18 protein-coding genes and 1 tRNA gene are annotated in these 20,210 nt (G+C 40.1%); 12 read left to right on the forward strand and 7 right to left on the reverse strand.

Annotation, left to right across the window (positions count from 1 at the left end; all coding sequences use genetic code 11):
* Positions 1 to 61: 61 nt before the first annotated feature.
* The 4 genes from ACZ5L8_RS16100 (at position 62) to ACZ5L8_RS16115 (ending at position 3,356) form a co-directional block, all read left to right on the forward strand.
* Complete coding sequence (locus ACZ5L8_RS16100) at positions 62 to 754, forward strand: MotA/TolQ/ExbB proton channel family protein (protein ID WP_462600463.1); 693 nt, start codon at positions 62 to 64, stop codon at positions 752 to 754.
* A gap of 1 nt (position 755) precedes the next feature.
* The gene (locus ACZ5L8_RS16105; protein WP_462599637.1) at positions 756 to 1,148 is read left to right on the forward strand and encodes an ExbD/TolR family protein; all 393 of its coding nucleotides are present in this window, start codon (positions 756 to 758) and stop codon (positions 1,146 to 1,148) included.
* A 151-nt stretch (positions 1,149 to 1,299) separates the two neighbouring features.
* Positions 1,300 to 2,136, forward strand: a complete 837-nt coding sequence (locus ACZ5L8_RS16110; protein ID WP_462599636.1) for an energy transducer TonB — start codon at positions 1,300 to 1,302, stop codon at positions 2,134 to 2,136.
* Positions 2,136 to 3,356, forward strand: a complete 1,221-nt coding sequence (locus ACZ5L8_RS16115) for a bifunctional folylpolyglutamate synthase/dihydrofolate synthase (protein WP_464438701.1) — start codon at positions 2,136 to 2,138, stop codon at positions 3,354 to 3,356. The genes ACZ5L8_RS16110 and ACZ5L8_RS16115 overlap by 1 nt, the downstream gene beginning before the upstream one ends.
* On the opposite strand, the gene ACZ5L8_RS16120 is transcribed toward ACZ5L8_RS16115, so the two are convergent.
* Positions 3,353 to 4,177 (reverse strand): alpha/beta hydrolase, encoded by an 825-nt coding sequence (locus ACZ5L8_RS16120; protein WP_464438702.1) that lies wholly within the window; start codon positions 4,175 to 4,177, stop codon positions 3,353 to 3,355. The two genes, ACZ5L8_RS16115 and ACZ5L8_RS16120, sit on opposite strands and share 4 nt — an antisense overlap.
* Before the next feature lie 4 nt (positions 4,178 to 4,181).
* Positions 4,182 to 6,521 carry a GH92 family glycosyl hydrolase gene (locus ACZ5L8_RS16125; RefSeq protein WP_464438704.1) on the reverse strand — a complete coding sequence of 780 codons (2,340 nt, stop codon included), beginning with the start codon at positions 6,519 to 6,521 and terminating at the stop codon, positions 4,182 to 4,184.
* A 212-nt stretch (positions 6,522 to 6,733) separates the two neighbouring features.
* Between ACZ5L8_RS16125 and ACZ5L8_RS16130 the strand changes: the two genes are divergently transcribed.
* Together ACZ5L8_RS16130 and ACZ5L8_RS16135 are read left to right on the forward strand one after the other, a co-directional pair.
* Positions 6,734 to 8,293: a sulfatase family protein gene (locus tag ACZ5L8_RS16130; RefSeq protein WP_464438705.1), complete on the forward strand. Its 1,560-nt coding sequence runs from the start codon at positions 6,734 to 6,736 to the stop codon at positions 8,291 to 8,293.
* 54 nt (positions 8,294 to 8,347) lie between these two features.
* Positions 8,348 to 11,092 carry a hypothetical protein gene (locus tag ACZ5L8_RS16135; protein ID WP_464438707.1) on the forward strand — a complete coding sequence of 915 codons (2,745 nt, stop codon included), beginning with the start codon at positions 8,348 to 8,350 and terminating at the stop codon, positions 11,090 to 11,092.
* A gap of 100 nt (positions 11,093 to 11,192) precedes the next feature.
* Here ACZ5L8_RS16135 and ACZ5L8_RS16140 read toward each other — a convergent pair.
* Positions 11,193 to 11,267: transfer RNA gene (locus ACZ5L8_RS16140), tRNA-Val, on the reverse strand.
* A 154-nt stretch (positions 11,268 to 11,421) separates the two neighbouring features.
* Here ACZ5L8_RS16140 and ACZ5L8_RS16145 point away from each other — a divergent pair.
* The 6 genes from ACZ5L8_RS16145 (at position 11,422) to ACZ5L8_RS16170 (ending at position 17,180) form a co-directional block, all read left to right on the forward strand.
* Positions 11,422 to 11,868, forward strand: a complete 447-nt coding sequence (locus ACZ5L8_RS16145) for a VOC family protein (RefSeq protein WP_464438708.1) — start codon at positions 11,422 to 11,424, stop codon at positions 11,866 to 11,868.
* 10 nt (positions 11,869 to 11,878) lie between these two features.
* Positions 11,879 to 13,135, forward strand: coding sequence for a cation:proton antiporter (locus tag ACZ5L8_RS16150; protein ID WP_464438709.1), 1,257 nt, complete (start codon positions 11,879 to 11,881; stop codon positions 13,133 to 13,135).
* A 172-nt stretch (positions 13,136 to 13,307) separates the two neighbouring features.
* On the forward strand, positions 13,308 to 13,892 hold the full coding sequence (locus ACZ5L8_RS16155; RefSeq protein WP_464438710.1) for a hypothetical protein: 585 nt from the start codon (positions 13,308 to 13,310) through the stop codon (positions 13,890 to 13,892).
* Position 13,893: 1 nt separating this feature from the next.
* Positions 13,894 to 15,774 (forward strand): sensor histidine kinase, encoded by a 1,881-nt coding sequence (locus ACZ5L8_RS16160; RefSeq protein ID WP_464438712.1) that lies wholly within the window; start codon positions 13,894 to 13,896, stop codon positions 15,772 to 15,774.
* Complete coding sequence (locus ACZ5L8_RS16165; RefSeq protein WP_464438714.1) at positions 15,771 to 16,391, forward strand: response regulator transcription factor; 621 nt, start codon at positions 15,771 to 15,773, stop codon at positions 16,389 to 16,391. Before ACZ5L8_RS16160 ends, ACZ5L8_RS16165 begins: the two co-directional genes overlap by 4 nt.
* A 114-nt stretch (positions 16,392 to 16,505) precedes the next feature.
* A complete protein-coding gene (locus ACZ5L8_RS16170) occupies positions 16,506 to 17,180 on the forward strand; it encodes a hypothetical protein (RefSeq protein ID WP_464438715.1) in 675 nt (224 codons plus the stop codon).
* A gap of 78 nt (positions 17,181 to 17,258) precedes the next feature.
* Here the strand turns inward: ACZ5L8_RS16170 and ACZ5L8_RS16175 are convergent, their stop codons facing one another.
* Genes ACZ5L8_RS16175 through ACZ5L8_RS16190 form a run of 4 tightly spaced genes read right to left on the reverse strand, consistent with a single transcriptional unit; the run spans position 17,259 to position 20,199 of the window.
* Complete coding sequence (locus tag ACZ5L8_RS16175) at positions 17,259 to 18,230, reverse strand: hypothetical protein (RefSeq protein ID WP_464438716.1); 972 nt, start codon at positions 18,228 to 18,230, stop codon at positions 17,259 to 17,261.
* Positions 18,231 to 18,236: 6 nt separating this feature from the next.
* On the reverse strand, positions 18,237 to 19,187 hold the full coding sequence (locus tag ACZ5L8_RS16180) for a DUF6175 family protein (protein ID WP_464438718.1): 951 nt from the start codon (positions 19,185 to 19,187) through the stop codon (positions 18,237 to 18,239).
* A gap of 3 nt (positions 19,188 to 19,190) precedes the next feature.
* Complete coding sequence (locus tag ACZ5L8_RS16185) at positions 19,191 to 19,658, reverse strand: hypothetical protein (protein ID WP_464438719.1); 468 nt, start codon at positions 19,656 to 19,658, stop codon at positions 19,191 to 19,193.
* 13 nt (positions 19,659 to 19,671) lie between these two features.
* Positions 19,672 to 20,199 carry a hypothetical protein gene (locus tag ACZ5L8_RS16190; protein WP_464438721.1) on the reverse strand — a complete coding sequence of 176 codons (528 nt, stop codon included), beginning with the start codon at positions 20,197 to 20,199 and terminating at the stop codon, positions 19,672 to 19,674.
* Positions 20,200 to 20,210: the final 11 nt, after the last annotated feature.

Genomic DNA, 20,210 nt, shown 5'->3' on the forward strand with positions numbered 1-20,210 from the left:
GATATAATTTAAACGTAAAATCAACGTTAACAACGTAACTAATTATCTAACTATGCTAACAATGTTGTTGCAGGAAGGTGCAGAAAATCTGGAATCTCTTACAGAAGATGAGCCAGTAGAAAAAACCCTTTCACTTATTGATTTACTGTTTACCGGCGGTATTGCAGGAACAGTGATCATCGTATTACTGTTTGTGCTACTTTTTGTAGCTATCTACATATATTTTGAAAGGCTTTTTGCCATAAAATCTGCTTCTAAGGTTGATGGTAACTTTATGAATCAGATCAAGGATAATGTTGCTCATGGTAAGATAGAAGCGGCAAAGATCCTTTGTGCACAACACAATACTCCTGTGGCGCGCCTTACGGCAAAAGGAATCTCGAGAATTGGTAGTCCGCTTGAGGATATCAATACAGCAATTGAGAATTCTGGGAAGTTAGAAGTATATCGCTTAGAGCGAAATGTAAGCATACTCGCTACCATTGCTGGTGCTGCGCCTATGCTTGGTTTCTTAGGTACGGTGATCGGTATGGTATTAGCGTTTCATCAACTAGCGACTAGTAGCGGTCAGGCAGAGATGGGTAACCTTGCAGAAGGTATCTATACAGCGATGACAACTACTGTAGCAGGTCTTATTGTAGGTATTATCGCTTACATAGGCTATAACCACCTTGTGGTGCGTACAGACAAAGTTGTACACCAGATGGAAGCTAACGCAGTAGAATTCTTAGATCTACTAAACGAGCCATTATAGTATGAATCTTCGCGGAAGAAATAAAGTAAGTCCAGAGTTTAGCATGAGTAGCATGACAGATATTGTCTTCCTGCTACTCGTGTTTTTCTTGCTTACCTCACCAGCTATCACACCAGATGCGCTAGACCTTATTTTGCCAAAAGCAAAAGGAAAGACCAGCAATCAGCAAAATCTTTCTGTAAGTATTACTAAGGATCTTGACATTTATGTGAATAAAGAGCGCGTGCTACCAGCCCAACTAGAGAGCTTTATTAAAAGCGAGTTGAGCGGTGTTGAAGAGCCTACCATCATTTTGCGTGCAGAAGAAGGTGTGCCCATTGAGGAAGCTGTGAGCGTGATGGATATCGCAAATAGAAATAAATACAAGATCGTTCTGGCAGTAAGGCCTAATTAAGTTTAGGGCGCCTCATTCGCCACGGGCGAATGACCGGGCTTTCGGCAGTCGCTCTTTTTCGCCGTAAGGCAGAAAAAGGAGCTCCAACAAATGCCTCAATCCCTGGCGCGGAATTTGATTAGAACATAAAAAAACAAGCAACAACCACCGCATGTCAATCTTAGATACATCTCATAAACGTAAATCTTTTGCAATTACCACGGCTATTTATGCAGTGCTTTTGCTATTGATGTTCTTTTTTGGCTTGACCTATATGGATCCACCTATTGAAGGCGGTATTGCGGTAAATTTTGGAACTAGCGATGTAGGCTCGGGCGCTGTGCAACCTACAAAGCCTATACAGTCAGCGCCAAGAAACACACAACCAGAACCAGAGCCTCAGCCTAAAACTACAGAGGTAAAAGAAGAAGTTGTGACTCAGGATGCAGAAGATGCTCCTGTGATTAAGAACGAACCGAAAAAGGAAATCAAAAAACCGGTTACCGAGACACCTAAAGAAACGCCTAAAAAGGTTGTAGAAGAGGTTAAGAAACCAGATCCTAAGCCAGATAAATCTACTACAGATGCTTTAAGCAGCATACTTAACGGACCAAAAAGCGATGGAACGGATAAAGGCGGAGAAGGTGATACCAACCAAGCTGGAGATAAAGGTGATCCATCAGGTGATCCTAGTGCTTCTAGTTATTATGGTACAGGTAAAGGCCTTGACGGTGATGGTAATTATCAGTTAGGCGGTAGAAAGGCACTAAGCAAACCTAAGCGCGTTCAAGAATGTAATGAAGCAGGTATTGTTGTGGTGAGCATTGAGGTAGATCGCAATGGTAATGTGATCAAAGCAACGCCTGGTGTACGTGGCACAACAAATAACTCTCGTTGTTTGCTAGAGCCGGCTAAAGCCGCTGCACTCGCTACCCGTTTTAACTCAGATACCAACGCGCCAACGCGCCAGATCGGTAAAATAGTTTACAAGTTCAGCTTATCAGATTAATGACTTATCAAGAAACCCTGCAATGGATGTTTGGGCGACTGCCCATGTTTCAGCGTCAGGGAGCTCCCGCATATAAAAAAGACCTGGGCAATATCAAATTGTTTTGTGAGCATCTAGGTCATCCCGAAAATAAATTCAAGTCTATCCATATAGCCGGTACAAACGGAAAAGGCAGTACCTCGCATATGGTAGCTTCTATTTTGCAAGAAGCTGGTTATAAGATAGGCTTGTACACTTCGCCGCATCTTAAGGATTTTAGAGAGCGTATTAAAATTGATGGTCACGTTCCGTCAGAAGAATATGTGGTTGAATTTATCGCAAAGCACAAAGATTTTCTAGAGGCAAATGATCTTTCTTTTTTTGAGTTAACTGTTGGGATGGCGTTTGATTATTTCGCTTACGCGGAAGTTGATGTTGCGGTGATAGAAGTTGGTCTGGGCGGTCGTCTGGATGCTACAAATATTATAACGCCGCTTGTGTCTGTGATCACAAACATTGGTAAAGATCACACACAGTTTTTAGGCGAAACTTTAAAAGAGATCGCAGGAGAAAAAGCAGGAATAATTAAGCCAAAAATTCCTGTTGTGATCGGGGAGAAGCATCCTGAAACGCAATTGGTCTTTATTCAAAAAGCAGTAGAGAATCAGGCAGAGATCACTTTCGCTTCTGCGAAAGAGTATCCAGAGCTTGAAGGTGATTTAAAAGGCGCATACCAGCAGAAAAATAAAAAGACTGTTCTCGCTACCATTGAAACTCTGCAAGCGCAAGGCGCGTTCTTAATTGCAGAAAAGCACATTCATGCCGGCCTGAAGAATACCGTTAAGAATACTGGTTTAATGGGACGCTGGCAGATTCTGGGTGAAAACCCAAAAATCATTTGCGACACTGGTCACAACAAAGAGGGTTTGACTTATGTTTTAGATCAATTGCGATCTGAGCCGTATGAGCATTTGCATATAGTTTTAGGTGTAGTTTCAGATAAAGATCTGGCTTCTATTTTGCCTATGTTCCCTAAGGATTCGACATATTATTTTTCAAAACCTGATGTTCCTCGCGGTCTTGATGTTGAGCTTTTGGCGCAAGCCGCAGCAGCATACGATTTGCATGGTAAAAAGTACACCTCAGTGAATGACGCACTCGCCTCCGCAAAAGCGAATGCAAAACCAAAAGATTTGATCTTTGTAGGCGGTAGCACTTTTACCGTGGCTGAAGTGGTTTAGCCTTTCTTAGCTTTTGAGAACTCATTATTAAAATAGGTCAATTGATATTCAATTGCATTGCTCCAATAATCCCAATTGTGAGCTCCAGGCGCCGTGGTAAAACGATGCGGAATGTTGTTGTATAAAAGCTTCTCGTGCAGTTTTACGTTTGCATTGTAGAAGAAATCTTCTGTGCCGCAAGTAATTGTTATCGCAAGAGAATTAGGTGTAAGAAGATGCGTAAGGTTAATCACGCTATTTTTCTCCCAATTTTCTGGATGCTCAGCATAACTTCCTAGATATTTAGATAACTCCCAGTTGTTAGGAAATGGTCTAAGATCTAATCCGCCGCTCATGCTTCCTGCGCTGGCATAAACATCCTGATGTCTAAAGGCAAGATATAACGCGCCGTGGCCGCCCATGCTCAATCCTGTGATCGCGCGACCTTCACGACTTGTAATTGTGCTATACTTCTTGTCAACAAAATCTACTAATTCGCTAGAAACATAAGTCTCATACTTAGATTCTGGAACTTCTGGACTGTCAAGATACCAACTGCCAAAATTACCATCAGGGCAAACAATGATAAGGTTAAATCGGTCTGCAAGATCTTTGATCTTTGGCACAATGCGGACCCATTCTTTATAATTGCCAGAATATCCGTGAAGCAAATATACTACTGGATATTTATTGCTTTTAGAATACGACTGCGGTGTTACGGCTATCGCTTTTATGTTCTTGTCCATTGATGGACTGTAAGTGTCTAGCGTATCAACTTTTGCCGCAAGGCAAGTAAAAGAGACAAAAAGCAATAGTGTGAATATGGCTGATTTTATGTTCATGGTTTTATTGTTTGATAGTTTTTGAAACACCCCAATCTTTGTTAGGCTTTGATCCCATTTGTAATACTAGTTCGCCGCCTTGTACGACATCTTGATAGTCAAGATAGCAATTGTTATAATTTTTGTCATTAAGTGTCGCGCTCTGGATGTAGATGTTTTCGGGGCTGTTGTTTACGGCTTTTATGGTGAATTTATTGTCTTTATTCGCGTTGATCGTCACTTCTCCAAAAACGGGGCTTGTGATCTCCATGCGTGAATCACCAGGCGCAATAGGATGTATTCCGGCTGCAGCCAAAACGTACCACGCAGACATTTGCCCTACATCTTCATTACCTACAAGACCTTCTACGTCATTTTTATATGCTCGCTCACAGATCATGCGCGTATATTTTTGGGTAAGCCAAGGTTTGTTGAGGCGATTAAACAAAAACGGAACGTGATGCACGGGCTCGTTTGCATGATTGTAGTAATTATTCCACATCATGTTTTCTGGCGATTTGTCAAAGAAAGTGATAAGATCTTCGGTTACTTTTTCTGTGCCGCCCATTAACTCAACCATGCCAGGAATATCATGAGGAACAAACCAACCTTGCTGATATAAGTTGCTTTCCATAGTTCCGTAGCCTTGTTGCAAACGACCATCTTCTGGCCAGGGTTGCCAGTTTCCGTTTTCATCCTTAGGTCTGAACCAGTTCTTTTCTCTGTCAAAGAGATTTTTATAATAGGTAGAGCGTTCTAGATATTCATTCACATCTTCGGTTCTGCCAAGTTTCTTAGCAAATTGCGCAAGACACCAGTCGGCATATGCATATTCAAGAGTTAGTGAAACGCCAATGCCGCCGGTAGAATATCCAAGATCTTCATTGCCAAACTTATTCACACTTCCTTTAGCTAGTTCATAAGCTTTTGTGGTATTGTATGTTCTTATGCCTTTGTTGAAAGCATCAGCAACGACCGAAACTGCTGGGTTGCCAAACATACAGCCGCTGTAAGCATTGAGTAATTCCCAGCGCTCAAAGTAATCTTTGTCTTTTTCTTCAGCCAGATAGATCAAAGAATTGATCATATCATTAGTAAGTGCAGGATTAATAAGCGTTTGCAATGGCATCTGACTTCTAAAAACATCCCAACCGCTAAAGATCGTACGCTTTGTAAAACCTCTTGCAACGTGCGGCTCGTTGTCACCGCCCATGTACTCACCATTCACATCTTGAAAGATCCTTGGGTCAATTTTTGTGTGATACAGCGCCGTGTAAAAAATAGTTTTTTCGTCTTCGGTTCCTCCTTTAATTTCGATGTCATTTAAAGAATCATTCCAGAGGTCAACTGCTTTTTTGTGAATACCGTCAAAATCAAAATCAGTTATTTCTGCTTCCAGATTTTCTTTGGCATTAGCCATACTAACAAAAGAAATCCCAGCTTTTAAAAGAATTTGCTCGCTATCTTCTGTTTTGAAATTTGCAAAGAAACCTAAATGTTTTCCTTGCTTTTTGCTCGCGTTTTCTAGAATCTGAGCATTTGCGATCTGGTTTTGATATTTCTCGCTAGTAACATCATCTCGCAGTCTTGACCAATCATCAGGAATATCTGCAGACCAAACGCCGTGCGATGCAAATGGCTTGCTAAACTGCGCATAAAAGTGCACCGTATAATCTGCTTTGCCATCGCCGTTTCCCCAGCCGCCACCTTCTGGCGTACATTTCATCCAGCCTTCAATGGTTTGCTTGTCAATAACCTTAATATATTGCTCTGTAGAAGTTCCGCCTACGCGTCGCGCAAGATCGATCTGAATTCTCGCTGTATCGCTCTGCGGAAATGTAAAACGCAACATTCCGCTGTGAGGAGCTGCGGTCGCCTCTGCAGTGATATTATAATCGCTTAAAAGGGCTTTGTAATAACCGGCAGTCGCCACTTCAGAATCTTTATCATATCGTGAGCGATATCCATTTTCAGGATGTTCTAAACTGCCCGAAATTGTTTTTAGTTTTCCGGTGGTGGGCATCACAAGAAAATTCCCTAAATCGCCATACCAGCCCACGCCACTCATTTGTGTAAAAGCAAAACCTTCAATACTTGTATGCTCGTCGCTATAGCCAGAACCATTATCGCCGCCGGTGATAGTATTGGGGCTCACCTGCACCATGCCGTAAGGCGTGTCAGCACCAGGAAATGTTTTGCCCAGACCATGATAAATCCCTGCATCGCCCACGCTAGTGCTCGCGCCTATCATCGGGTTCACATATTCGGCAGGAGACTTCTCGTTTTCTGGTAATGGTTGTTGGTTTTTCTCTTTTTGGCTGCAGCCAAAAACTAAAAAAAGTAATGCGAGATGTTGAAATTTCATAAAGTATGCGTTCTTCTTTAGCGTGTACAATTTAACCAAAATAGCTGTTTATGCGGGCTGAGCGCCGCTGAATATAGCGAGAGAAAACACTTTTGTTATTAGTAATAATTGTATAATTTACGCTTATTAATTGAAAATTACTCTTTTGCGGTTTAATTCTCAATTTTTCAACTTATAAATTTATGTGCTCTATCGCTATTACTTCTTTAAAAATGTTGCTTAAAACAGCAACGTTCTCAATCGTTTTCTTAAGCTTTTGTACTGCTTTTGCTTTTCAAGATAAAAAACCGAATATCATTTATATTCTCGCCGATGATCTGGGATATGGCGATGTTTCTGCTTTTAATCCCGAAGGAAAAATCAACACGGTAAATCTGGATCAACTTGCCGCAGACGGCATGAAATTTACAGATGCGCACACGGCTTCTGCGCTTTGTACGCCTACGCGTTACAGCATAATTACGGGTAGATATAATTGGCGAAGTCCATTAAAATCTGGTGTGCTTACGGGGATTTCAAAACCGCTAATTCCTACTTCTAGAGAGACGGTTGCGAGCATGTTAAAAGATGCTGGTTATGAGACGGGATTTATAGGTAAGTGGCATCTGGGCTGGGATTGGCAGCTTAAAGATGAGTCAAAACCTCTGGGCGGCGGTTGGAATACTGAGGATTTTAATAATGTGGATTTCTCCAAAAAAATAAAAAACTCTCCCATGGATCTGGGATTTGAATATATGTATGCGATCCCCGCATCGCTAGATATGGCGCCATACGTGTATGTTGAAAATGGTCTGGCTGAAGAAATGCCAACAAAATATTCTGAAGGTATCGATAAGTATATTTATTTCAGAAAAGGACAGACTAGTCCGCATTTTGTACATCAAGATGTGACGCCACATTTCTTTGAGAAGTCTTTTAATTTCATTGAAGAAAAAGCAAAATCTCAAGATCCTTTTTTCTTGTATCTCGCGTTGCCATCACCGCATACACCTATTATGCCTACACCGCCTTTTCAGGGAAAAAGTGGTCTAAATCCTTATGGAGATTTTGTGCTAGAGATAGATCATTACATCGGCCAGCTAGTTGAAAAACTTAAAGCGCTAGATCTTGAAGAAAATACCATGATCGTTTTTACCAGCGATAATGGCTGTGCGCCCATGGCAAATTATGAGGTGCTTACAAGCAAAGGTCACAATCCTAGTGCATGGTTTAGAGGTACAAAAGCTGATATTTTTGAGGGCGGTCATCGTGAGCCATTTATTGTAAAATGGCCAAGCAAAGTCGCTGCAGGATCAACTTGTGATCAAACCATTTGTACAACAGATTTTATGGCAACTTGCGCTGATATTCTAGGTTTGGATTTAGCTGATGATACAGCTGAAGATAGTTTTTCTATGCTACCGCTTCTAGAAGATCCAGGAACTAAAAAGTATAAAAGAGAATATACGGTGAATCATTCGCTTAATGGCAGTTTTGCGTTAAGACAGGGCAAATGGAAAATGATCTTTTGTCCGGGATCTGGTGGTTGGAGCGAGCCACGACCCAATGCAAAGAACATTAAAGAATTACCAAAATTTCAACTGTATGATCTAGAAGAAGATCCAGAAGAGAAAAACAATCTTTATGAGCAGGAACCTAAGATCGCTGCAAAACTAAAAAAGCTCATGGCGTCATGTATTGAAGATGGTCGTAGCACGCCGGGAGCAAAACAACAAAATGAAAATCCCATGGACGGCAAACCATGGCAACAGATCACAAATATTATAGAATGATAAAAAGGCTTCCGCTTAGGAAGCCTTTTTTACGTCTGATTGAAAATACTTTTAATGAAAAAAAACTACCAACATTTTCTCACAGCATTAACAGCAATGCTGTTTGTGATCGTATCGGCGCAAAGCCAAGAGCGAGACATAAAACTCAATAATGGCGTTGCAGAAAAGGTCTATTTGCAGCTTGATAACGCGTCCTACACAAACGATCAGATCATTTGGTTCAAGGCGGTCGTGATCCAGGCTTTAGACCATCTTCCCACTGGCATCAGCGGATTGCTACACGTTGAGCTTATAGATGACAACAAGAAGATCGTACAGTCAAAAAATCTCAAACTTAAATACGGTATTGCCGAAAATTACTTTCAGCTAAGCGAGCGCACCAAGCCTGGAAAATATCTCATCAGAGCCTACACAAACTGGAATAAGAATTTTGAGGAGAACTTTAATTATGAGACTTACGTCAAAATTTATCCTGCGTTTAATACAGACCGCGCCGAGACGATTACAAACGTGCAGTGGATAGATCAGGGCGCAGAAGGAAATCTGCTTAAGGCTAATCTCAATCCGCTTGCGATAGATTCAACAGATCAGAACAGGATAAAGGTTTATGTGCGCGGAGAGAATTTTAAAGATTCGATCATTGTAAAACGCGATCGTGATGATCAGTTTTTGTTAGAGTATGCCTTTCGGCGAAAGCCAGAAAATATCGCGCTAAGTTTTATAACCGAAAATGCCAGAAGCGAAACCAAAGAGATCATGACCGGTGAAGAAGCGATCGACTTGCAATTTTTTCCTGAGAGTGGAAATATGCTCTTAGGAAATATAAATCGAATTGCTTTTAAAGCCATCGGGAAAACCGGAAGAGGTGTTGAAATAAGCGGCGAGATCTTTGATAAAAATGATAAGAAGATCACGTCTTTTGTGAGCAACAAACTCGGCATGGGTAACATTTCGTTCATTCCCTCAGAAGAGTCTGGATATTATGCAAAAATCACAGATCAGGCGGCTTTAGATTCGGTTAAATATGATCTTCCAGCGGCGTTAAAAGAAGGCTACAGTCTTACGGTTACCGGCGTCGGACCACGATTGTGGGTGAGTTCACAAACTAATGGTCATCTGGGCGATAGTATTTTTGTTGAAGCCTCAAAAAAAGGTGAAAAACTATTTGAATTAAAAGGGACGAGCAACGCTGAGGGTAAGTTTGGCGCAAATCTTCCTAGCGCTAATTTACCCAATGGTATCATAGTTTTTAAGTTGCTTGACGCGAAAAGAAATCCGGTGGCAGAGCGCTTGCATTTTCATTATGACAAAGCTCAATTGATGAATATTGATCTTGCTTTAGATGCTTCGGAATATGGGAAAAGAGACAAGGTTAACCTGAAATTAAACGTACCTAAAGCAAAGGATTCTCTCGATTGGGTGAATCTTTCGGTTATGGTTTTGGACGAAAGTCAATACAAGATCTTGCAAGAAAAAGGCGAGAATATGTTATCGTATTTCTTGCTAGATAGCGAATTAAAAGGCAAGATAGAACAACCGCTAAGTTATTTTGACGGTACGCTTAAAGGCGGTGATCTGGACAATCTGATGCTTACACAAGGCTGGAGAAAATATCTTTTTCCTGGCGAAATATTAGACAGTATTACCCATTTTCCAGAAGCGACTTTAAACCTTTCGGGAAGAGTTAGCGCGGCATTTTCATCCAGAGGTAAAGAGAATATAGATCTGACGATGATGACCTTTGGGAAGTCTAAAGGCTTGTACATGAAACAAACCGATGATAATGGCGAGTTTGATTTTCTGCTTAATGATGAAGAAGGGCAGCGTGTAAAATATGTGATTCAAAGCGCGAAAGGAGAGAAGAAGCGAGATTTTGATATTGATATCAACGAGTATAAAATACCGGCGGTTGATTTTGATTACAGTCCTAATGTAGTGGTTCTCGATACTGTTTTGCAGCAGTTTGTTGCTAAAAAACTAGCAAACAGAAAACGAGTAGAATCGTATAATCTTACAGAAGGCATAAATGAGCTTGATGAAGTTTTGTTAGAAAGCTACAAAGACACGCCAGGCAGAAAGAAAACCAGAGAAGAATATGGTGAGGCAGATGTTGTGATACGCGGTGAAGATATCAAGGCAGCAGAAGAAGATTGGTCGTATGGTTTGTACAGCGTTTTGCTTTTTAATTTTCCTGATGACATAAGGATCAATCGAGAAACGTTGAAGGTACCTCTGGGTGTAGATGAAGAAGCCCAATCTAATTTAGGATCTTACATGAGGGCGCAAGTGGGCGTAGACTCTACGCTTGTGGTTGTTGACGGAATTCCGGTGAATGAATATGCTATGGGCAATATTGAAAATATTCCGCCTAGCGAAGTTGTGAGCGTTGAGATCATACGCTTTGCAAATAACTTTAGTTTGCTCTATCGGGAAGTGCATCCGCAGGCAGATTATATGAGTATTCCTGCAACTGGTAATGTGATCGCGATCTATACAGAGGCAGGTAAAGGTCTGTATGCAACTGAAAAACCAAAAGGCATCTTGCAAGGGGTTCTTAAAGGAATCGCGCCGTCGCAAGAGTTTTATAGTCCTAAATATGAAACCGAAGAAGAGCGTAAAGAGACTAAACCAGATTATAGGTCTTTACTTTATTGGAAACCTATAATTGAAACAAAAGATGGAACAGCCGAGGTGTCTTTTTATAATGACGACAGCTCTGGTATTAAATACATTGTTGTTGAAGCGATTTCCCGAGATGGTGTAATGGGATATAAAGTGATAGAATATTCAGTGGATTAATTGATTTTTAAATTCAAATAACTAATTATCAATTGTTTGAGTGAAATTATTCAATTGAAATATGTCTATAAAAAAAGGCCTCCATTTCTGGAAGCCTTTGTGGGCGCGAAGGGATTCGAACCCCTGACCCCTTGGGTGTAAACCAAGTGCTCTGAACCAACTGAGCTACGCGCCCTTTGCGATTGCGGGTGCAAATATAAGACGCTTTTTTATTTTAAAAAGAATTTATTTCATTTTTTTTCAAATTATTTTTTTGGCGAAAGCCTATCGCCCATATTTGCTGCACTTTACTTTTTTTGTTTATCTTTTTTCCTTCTAATATTTAACGTATGAAATCATTATTTGTAGCTGTTTTGATCAGTTTTGTTTGCCTTTCGGCGAAAGCCCAAAACACATATGGGTTTAAAAAGGAGCATGATGCTTATCTCGTAACTAATCTTGAAGAAACGGCAGATTTTTATGCTAATGTGCTGGAGCTTTATGAGATAGTAGATAGTGGTTTCCCGAAAGAGACACATAGATGGTTTTTATTAGGCGATGGTAGTCAGATTCATCTTATACTTGCAGATAAAGTGTCGCCGCAACCTAAAGGGACGCATCGTTGTTTTAATACCACAGATCTGGATGGTCTGATGAAGCATTTAAAAGCAAAGAATGTGCATTTTGAGAGTTGGAATGGGGAAGCAGGCGTGCCAACTACGCGTGGCGACGGTGTAAAACAAATTTATTTTCAGGATCCTGCAGGGTACTGGATCGAGGTGAATACTAACGTTTGATAATTTTTTGATGGATTATTTTCTTATTACAACCATTCTTGTGGTTGTTGCAGCGGCATTTGGTTATATCAATGTTCGATTTTTAAAGTTACCTACTACCATAGGTTTAATGGTAATAACGCTTGCAGTTACGCTTGCTGTTCTTGGTATTTCGCAATTTGATGATACCTTACTCACTGCAGAAAAGGAATTTATCACCGCCATAGATTTTGAAAAAGTATTGCTAGACGGCATGCTTAGTTTTCTGCTTTTTGCAGGAGCATTGCATACAAACTTTCAACAATTAAAGGTGCAGCGCTGGCCCGTTTTGCTCTTTGCGACATTAGGAACTTTGTTTTCTACATTTCTTGTAGGTGGCATTATGTTCTTTATTCTGCAAGCTGTGGGGCTCGAAGTTAAATTCATTTATTGTCTTGTTTTTGGTTCGCTAATTTCTCCTACAGATCCAATTGCCGTCCTCGGAATTCTTAAAAAAGTGGGCGCACCAAAAAAACTAGAAACCAAAATCGTAGGCGAGTCGCTTTTTAATGACGGTGTAGGAGTAGTGGTTTTCTTAACCTTTTTCCAGATCGCTAGAGTAGGAGAGTCTGAAGTAAGCGCAGGAGAGATCTTGCATCTTTTTGGGATGGAAGTGCTGGGAGGAATTCTCCTTGGGCTGGTCTTGGGTTACATCACCTATAAATTGATGAAATCTATAGACGATTATGATGTAGAAGTTATTATTACGCTAGCCGCAGTAATGGGCGGAACTTTGCTTGCGCAAAAACTACACTTATCAGCTCCATTGGCGATGGTTACTGCAGGTCTTTTTGTGGGTAATGACACCGTGCGACAATCTACAATGTCTGAGATCACCGAAACCTATGTAGATAAATTCTGGGAGCTACTGGATATATTGTTAAACACCATTCTCTTTGTGCTGATCGGTATGGAAATGCTCGTTCTTGATCTTGAAACACCGTATGTAATTGTTGGTCTTATTGCGATTCCTGCAGTTTTACTATGCAGATATATCGCGCTTGCTCCGCTTGTAGGCTTGTTTAAAAAGAAGCTCAATTTTGTGCCAAAAACAAACCTGATAATGACTTGGGGTGGATTACGCGGCGGTATTTCAATTGCGCTTGCATTATCGTTGACGGCAGAAATGGAGCGCGATCTTTTTCTAGTGATCACATATTTCATCGTGGTGTTTAGTATTATCGTGCAAGGTCTTACGGTGGGCAAACTCGTGGGTAAATTCACAAAGGATCTACCGGCAGAGTCTTAGAGATTTTACGATTTGGGTTAAACCCAAAATTACCCAGATATGGGTATTTAATAGTTGTTGGAAGGTGAGTAGGTTTACATGAAAGATGTAAATGACGATTATTTTCCTTTGGCTTAAGCCAAAAAATTAAGTGTGCATTTTAAAAATTAACTAACATAAAAACCAAATTACCATGTCAACCGAAACAGAATTTTTTCTGGCATTGAGCCTAACGCCAGAAGATCGAAAAAAATTTCAAGTAGTATATAGCAGTCAACTTTACGGAACATTTTTCTCTGTATACGCATGCTTTAAATTTACTGATACAAAAGTTGGTGGAGATTTTGAGTTAGTGACCTTCAAAATACATAATTACAAAGGACCTATTAACATTGGGATTAAAGAAGTTGTTTACGACTCTACAGAGCAACAATTCTTGATTACCGTTCAAGGATTGGGAGAATCAAAAGATGATTTTGAAAAAGTGGCAACCTTTAAAAATGGTATTAGTTTCTCGGCTAGTAAGCCTATGAAATTTGAAAGAAAATTGGTTCCATTAAATGATAGAGATAGCGATAGTAATCATATGCCTTTTAAACATGGCTTCTTTGATTCTGAGTTCTACAAGCGAGATGGAGATTGTTATTTAAGACGACCTAAGGATGAAGTAGCTTTTGATAATAACCCAGATGTTGTTTTAAGAAATGGATTGCCCTCAAATCCTATCGCCCCAGGAAATCAAAGATGCATAAGAAGTACATCATATATCAGGATTTAGATTGAAAAAGATTCTGTTCATTTTTATACTGCTTGTCGTTCAGGCGAATGCTCAGAAATCTGATAGGGATTTTCAAGATAAGCTTTTTGAAAATCTCAAAAACTTCAATTTTCAAGAAATAAGTACGCCTGTATCAAATAGATCAACATTTGATGCAGGCAATCTTACCACGTTAAGTGAGATTATTTATTGGGCGGGTCAGCGTCCTGATGATATCCAACTATTAAACTCCACCGGCGAGGGAACCACGCTAAGCAGAAGCATTGCGCACCTCAGTTTAGGGTATTATGGTCTCTATCATGATCCCTTTAAAAAAGATGTTTTTAAGAATTTTACATCAGCTTATAATCTTTCGGCTAAGTTGCAAAACAAGCCGCTACGCAAAAGATGCCTTTTAGCATTATTAGAATATTACACCTTTGAGATCGTTCAGGTAGACGAGAGTTTTAAAAAATACCTTACAGAATATACAGCGATAGCCAGCGATAAAGCAGACCGTGCGTGGGTGTTGTATTACACGATCGTTCTAGGAGCTTTACATCCCGTTGAGGTTTCAGATGATTTTGTTGAAGCTGTAGTTCAAATAGATGCTGTTTTAAATAGCCTTACGGCGAAAAGTGGAATCAGAAAAAAACTGCTCTTTGAGCGCGCTCTCGCTCTTGATCTAGACGGAAAACCACAATTAGCACGTGAAGCATACCTTTTCGCCATGAGCGAAATAAACGACGAACCGTATTTGAAGCACGTAAAATATGCGTGTTTGATCAAGTTAGCTTACCTAGATTATCAGGAAGAGAATTATAACGCCTCGCTGCAAAGAGTTGATGAAGCATTTGCTTACCGGGATGTTAGCGATACGGTGCGTTCGCAATTTTACCAGAGTTATTATAAGTCGTTAGCCTTGGGTGGTAAAGAAGATTTTACTGGCGCTTATAAAATGCTAAACACGGCGTTTACGTATGGATATCATTTTGATCTGCGCAATAATACATTGCTTACAAACCGACTTAATGTAGAGTTTGAAACCGAAAAGCGAATTGAAGCGAACACTAACCTCAAGAAAGATGTAGCCAGGCAAAAGGAAAAGGTTTTGTGGATGTTTTGGGCAGGTTTTGGGATTCTTGTTGTGGCTTCGCTGGGTTCTGTTTTGATCTACAAAAACATTAAAAAATCTGAGAAGCTTGCAAAACAACAGGTGATCTTAGAGCAACAGAGCAAAGAGAAGATCTTAAAAGAGCAAGAGCTTAATAGTATTGACGCAATGATCGCAGGTCAAGAAAAAGAAAGACAGCGTATTGCAAATGATCTGCATGATAATCTGGGGAGTTTGCTGGCGACGATCAAGTTACACTTCAGAGGTCTTAAGGATGAACGTGAAAAGGCCATAAACGATGGTCATAATATTGTTGAAAAAACAGACGCGCTTATTGAAGAAGCCTACCAAAAAGTAAGACAGATCGCTCATGCAAAAAATGCCGGAGTTCCTGCGCAGCAAGGGCTTGTGCCAGCTGTTAAGAATTTTGCTAATAAAGTGAGTTTAGCAAATAGTCTTACCATTGAAGTGATCGATGATGGGATGGAAGAACGTTTAGAGAATTCTGTTGAGATCATTCTTTTTAGGATCATTCAGGAGTTGATCACAAATGTGATAAAACATGCAGATGCCCGTGAAGCGATCATTCATTTAACGCATTATGGCGACTCCATCAACATCATGGTAGAAGATGATGGTAAAGGTTTTGAAATTAAAAAGATCAAAGATGCTCAAGGCATGGGAATTCACAGTATTCAAAAACGTGTAGAGCACATGGGCGGTACGGTAACAGTAGATTCCGCGCAAGCGAGAGGAACAAATATAATTATAGATATACCTGTGCTATGATAAAATTAGCCATTGCCGAAGATCACAACGCCTTAATAGATGGGATGCGTGTGTATCTTGAATATAAAGATGATATCACGCTTGTGGGCCACGCAAATAATGGTAAAGAGTTGCTTGAGCTTGTCAGCGAAAAGAAGCCGGATATTGTTATTAGCGACATAAGAATGCCTGTGATGGATGGTATTGAAGCGACAAGGATGATTACTAAAGATTTTCCTGAAACTAAAGTGATCGCATTCACAATGTATGATCAAGATGAAGCAGTGAACGATATGATCAGCGCTGGCGCGAAAGGGTATCTTCTAAAAAATAGCAGTCTTGATACATTGCTTAAAGCGGTTCACGCGGTTTTTGCTGGCGAGACTTTTCATGATGTGAATATCACTCCGCCTGAAAAATTGCAGTCTGATAACAAATCAAAAAGTATTCTTACAAAGCGCCAAGTAGAAATTTTAAAAAAGGTTGCTTTAGGTAAAACCAATCAAGAAATTGCTGACGAACTTTTTATAGGTAAAACCACCGTTGAAACCCATAGAAAGAATATGATCAAAAAACTAGGTCTGCAAGGCGCTGGCGAACTGCTGCGATATGCAATCGAGAAAAAGTATAATTACTAGATCGAGGTAGGTTTTTTCGTTAAATAGATTATAGTAATACCGCTATTGGGTTTTAAACTTTGGATAATGTGCAGACTAGCGTTATCTTAGCAAAATCCCAAATCAAATATTGCTATGAAAAAACTTTTACTACTACTCAGCATTTTTACAATGCTAAGTTGCTCTAACGAAGAATTAATTCTACCACCTGATCAAGACGCTGCAAACCAACTTACACAAAGCAGCTCGTTACGCGCAACTCTAGAACAAATTAGAGAAAAAGAAACCACAACAGGAAGAGCAATGACTTCTGAGCTGTGTTTTAATTTTGTTTATCCCATAACATTGGGGTATAACACAAGCGCTGACGTTGAGGTCGCGAGCTACACAGATCTTATTGAGCTTTTGCTTAATGAGTCTTTAGATTCACATATTACCTCAATTTCTTATCCATTTGAAGTAGAACTAAGCGCAGATGCAAGTGTGCAAACTGTAGCTAATGAAGATGAGTTTTACACCCTTGTAGAAAATTGTGGTTATGATCATCTAGAATATGAAGATGTGGTAGATGCTGTGAGTGATTGTTTCACGATCAATTATCCTATTACAGTAATTGTAAATGATGATGAAGTCACTTTTGATAGTGAGGCAATGGCACAATCTTATTTTTTGAATAATTACCAGACCATAACTTCCGTAACTATAGCGTATCCACTTTCGGTTACTTTAACTGCTGATAATAGCGAGTTTATTGCGACAGATGATTATGAGGCTATTTATCTTATCAATGATATTTGTGGTATCAATTAAGTAGCGAAACAAAAATTGAATAAAATAAAAAACCTCCTGTTCTAGCAGGAGGTTTTTTGTTTGGCTAATTCAAATTTTCTACCACCAGTCTCTTACATTGTAGACAACTGAGCTGGGCTGATTGTTACCTCTGGCAACTCCTACATCACGAGCAGCTTCTATAGCTTGCTTTTGTAGATCAATATCATCCTGTTGCACTCTTAAGGTAAGATCCCAAACTCTATCATCTAGTTGTCTCACCCGCGTTCCCATTTCATTTGAGAGCTCTGTGGCTTCTTTATAACAGACGGCTTCTGGTTGTACGCGTTGCAAAAAATTCATTGCTTTTACTGCAGCATTATAATCCTGACCAGTATTCCATACGTTACGGGCTTGATTTAAAAGTATTTGGCAGTCGCGATTTATTTTTTTCTGGTATATAGGAATTATCGCTTTCATCGCCTTGTCATAACAATCTCTGTTAATTCGCGGGATGTTTCCTAATAAGGCTAAAGCCAAATCGTATTTATTTTGGGCGGCAGCCACCTCAGCATCTTTTAAAATGTAAACACAACCATCATCATAATATTCTAAGATCTTTTGTTTAGAGCGATCTATCAATTTCTGAATAGAAGAATTATTTGCTCTTATTTGATTAAAAGCAGAGATATACGCCTTGTCTTCATTGCTTCCTACTCCTTTTGCGGTTACAGTGGTACTGCCAAATTTTGTCCCACTGATCCCATCGCCTACATAGAAAACAACATCTAGCGTTACAGCAACTCTGGGAGGTGCTCCTGGGACGATATGTTTATTGCTTATCACTACGTTTGGCGTGATGATAAATCTTGAACTTGTCGAGATGTCAGAAGCGCCCAGACCGTTGCTGGCAATAATTTGAGTAAGCTTTGCTTCAAGATTATGTGCAGCGCTAGGCGGCATACTTGCGATCCTGTCTGAGACATATGGCGTGATAGCAATTCTATCATAATCGTCCATGGCCTTTTGTGCGGTTAGCCTTCCGGCGAAAGCCATAAAAATCACAAGTATCGAAATGTTGATCTTTTTCATAATATATTATTTGTGACCCAGAAACAAAGTGGCTTCGCCAAGTCCTCTGGTGGTTATTTTGTTTTCTATGCCTAGATCATCATTGAGATAATCGCTAAGTTCTTTGATATATCTTCTTGTGTCCATGGCGCGTTCTCTGCCGTTGCGCGTGTAGTAAAGCGGGATACGCACCTGCTCAAAAATCATCATATTCTCTGTTGCATCTAGTGTTGAGAATCTGCCTTGCACGGTGTTGTCTGCCATCCAGTCTTCTATCATGAAGCCTAGTTCATCACCGCCAAATTCGCTCTCAAGATCTTCTGCCCAGTCATCCCAACGCTTAATGCGCACGGTGATCTCTCTACCGTTTTCAAACATATCGTCAAAGTGATCCTGAAGCGATGCTGAAAATGGATCCATATGCGCAAGCGCAGCTTCTTCTAGCAAGACAGGTAACTCTGCAGAAAATGACGGAGCGCCAGTTCCTGCAGCGGTAGCGATCTGTTTATTAGAATATGCATCTAGACCTTGCAGGTTAAAGGTTACAGACTTTTTTGGTCCGCTTTGATTAAGCGTGTACGTGAGCTGTAGAATGATATCTGCCTTTGCGGTAGATTTTAAAAGATCCACTGGGCTCTCGGCGACCTCAGCTCCGGTTTCTTTTGAAGATCGCATAGCGTCTTCTGCAGCATAACTATTTAAGGTTTTTATCACCGTTTCCATGTTTTTTAATGGGAAACCGCGCTCTGCCATTAGACCATTGATCTTACTGATCATAAGTAGCAAATTCGTGTCGTTTTGAAAAGCAGCTTTGTAATCTGGGATCGTGGTCAATATTCCTTGATCGTCAAATTGCATGGTAAAACCATGTTGTACACACCAGGCATCGCTGGGTACGATCATAAGCGTAGGTTTTTTTGCTTGACCGTAACTCATCGTGCAAACAAGTAAGGTCAATATGTAAAATATATTTTTCATGGGTTATAAAATTTGATCTTGTTGTAAATGAGATTTGAGAGCTTGCATATCAATAAGCAGTGTAAAACCAAAGGCTTGTTTCTTATTGCTATCCTCGTTTTTAAAAGGCTTTTTATTTTGCTCTTCAATGAAATCGCGGTAATTACCATTGCTGCTAAAAAAGCTATTGAAATACTCTTCATGACGCTGCATCGCATTAACTTCAGTAATTAAAGGACTCACTTTGCATTCTTTACTGCCATTGCGAATGCCTTTAAAAAGCACATCCCTAAGCGCTTCTTTATATGCATTTTCACGAGCCTCTTTCACATCCATTCCCATTCCCCAGGATTTTACGAGCTGCGTGCCATCCAGATTTTTACCCAGACATTCTGTGTCATAACTATAATAGCCAGATATGTATTCTTTTGGCTTACAAGCCAAAAGGACTACCACGATAAGTAGTGTGTAAAGTAGAGTTGTTGTTTTCATGCTATTGTCTTTTTTAAAATCCAGATGATAAACCTCTTATAATGCCTGCATCTTCTAGTTCTTTGCGTAAAAGCGTTTTGTTAACCGAAACAATGACACCTATTTTGTATTCTTTGCGACTTATCTTTAAGCGGTCGCCAGCAGCCACGGCGCCGTCTGTAGAAAGTGAGACGAACTTTTGATACTTACCACCGGTTGCAAAAAACGAGTTGAAATATTCGGATTTTTCCTGCTCAAGATTTGAGCTTCTAGAGAGTGGCGGTTGCGCAAAGCAACCTCTTTCGCCGGCAGGCACACCTTGAAAAATTATACCATGAACGGCGTTTTTCTTTGCTTGCTCAATGGCGACTTCTTTGTCTTTAGAGTAAGACCAAACCTTGACGAGGTAAGTGCCTTGCTTGCCAGTTTCAACACATTCTATCTCGTATCTCCACTGTGACGTGTCTTCATCAGCATCTTTTCTTGCTTTGCGCTGCGCATGGATAGTAAAGTTTACAGCCATTGCGAGTAGAAGAAGACTTATTTTAATTGTTCTTTTCATTATGGTTAGGG

The organism is Leeuwenhoekiella obamensis (assembly GCF_055391795.1).

Excerpts from the sequence above, each read along its gene's own strand:
- ACZ5L8_RS16100 (WP_462600463.1), top strand. The coding sequence starts at position 62 with ATGTTGTTGCAGGAAGGTGCAGAAAATCTGGAATCTCTTACAGAAGAT.
- ACZ5L8_RS16105 (WP_462599637.1), top strand. The coding sequence starts at position 756 with ATGAATCTTCGCGGAAGAAATAAAGTAAGTCCAGAGTTTAGCATGAGT.
- ACZ5L8_RS16110 (WP_462599636.1), top strand. The coding sequence starts at position 1,300 with ATGTCAATCTTAGATACATCTCATAAACGTAAATCTTTTGCAATTACC.
- ACZ5L8_RS16115 (WP_464438701.1), top strand. The coding sequence starts at position 2,136 with ATGACTTATCAAGAAACCCTGCAATGGATGTTTGGGCGACTGCCCATG.
- ACZ5L8_RS16120 (WP_464438702.1), bottom strand. The coding sequence starts at position 4,177 with ATGAACATAAAATCAGCCATATTCACACTATTGCTTTTTGTCTCTTTT.
- ACZ5L8_RS16125 (WP_464438704.1), bottom strand. The coding sequence starts at position 6,521 with ATGAAATTTCAACATCTCGCATTACTTTTTTTAGTTTTTGGCTGCAGC.
- ACZ5L8_RS16130 (WP_464438705.1), top strand. The coding sequence starts at position 6,734 with ATGTTGCTTAAAACAGCAACGTTCTCAATCGTTTTCTTAAGCTTTTGT.
- ACZ5L8_RS16135 (WP_464438707.1), top strand. The coding sequence starts at position 8,348 with ATGAAAAAAAACTACCAACATTTTCTCACAGCATTAACAGCAATGCTG.
- ACZ5L8_RS16145 (WP_464438708.1), top strand. The coding sequence starts at position 11,422 with ATGAAATCATTATTTGTAGCTGTTTTGATCAGTTTTGTTTGCCTTTCG.
- ACZ5L8_RS16150 (WP_464438709.1), top strand. The coding sequence starts at position 11,879 with ATGGATTATTTTCTTATTACAACCATTCTTGTGGTTGTTGCAGCGGCA.
- ACZ5L8_RS16155 (WP_464438710.1), top strand. The coding sequence starts at position 13,308 with ATGTCAACCGAAACAGAATTTTTTCTGGCATTGAGCCTAACGCCAGAA.
- ACZ5L8_RS16165 (WP_464438714.1), top strand. The coding sequence starts at position 15,771 with ATGATAAAATTAGCCATTGCCGAAGATCACAACGCCTTAATAGATGGG.
- ACZ5L8_RS16170 (WP_464438715.1), top strand. The coding sequence starts at position 16,506 with ATGAAAAAACTTTTACTACTACTCAGCATTTTTACAATGCTAAGTTGC.
- ACZ5L8_RS16175 (WP_464438716.1), bottom strand. The coding sequence starts at position 18,230 with ATGAAAAAGATCAACATTTCGATACTTGTGATTTTTATGGCTTTCGCC.
- ACZ5L8_RS16180 (WP_464438718.1), bottom strand. The coding sequence starts at position 19,187 with ATGAAAAATATATTTTACATATTGACCTTACTTGTTTGCACGATGAGT.
- ACZ5L8_RS16185 (WP_464438719.1), bottom strand. The coding sequence starts at position 19,658 with ATGAAAACAACAACTCTACTTTACACACTACTTATCGTGGTAGTCCTT.
- ACZ5L8_RS16190 (WP_464438721.1), bottom strand. The coding sequence starts at position 20,199 with ATGAAAAGAACAATTAAAATAAGTCTTCTTCTACTCGCAATGGCTGTA.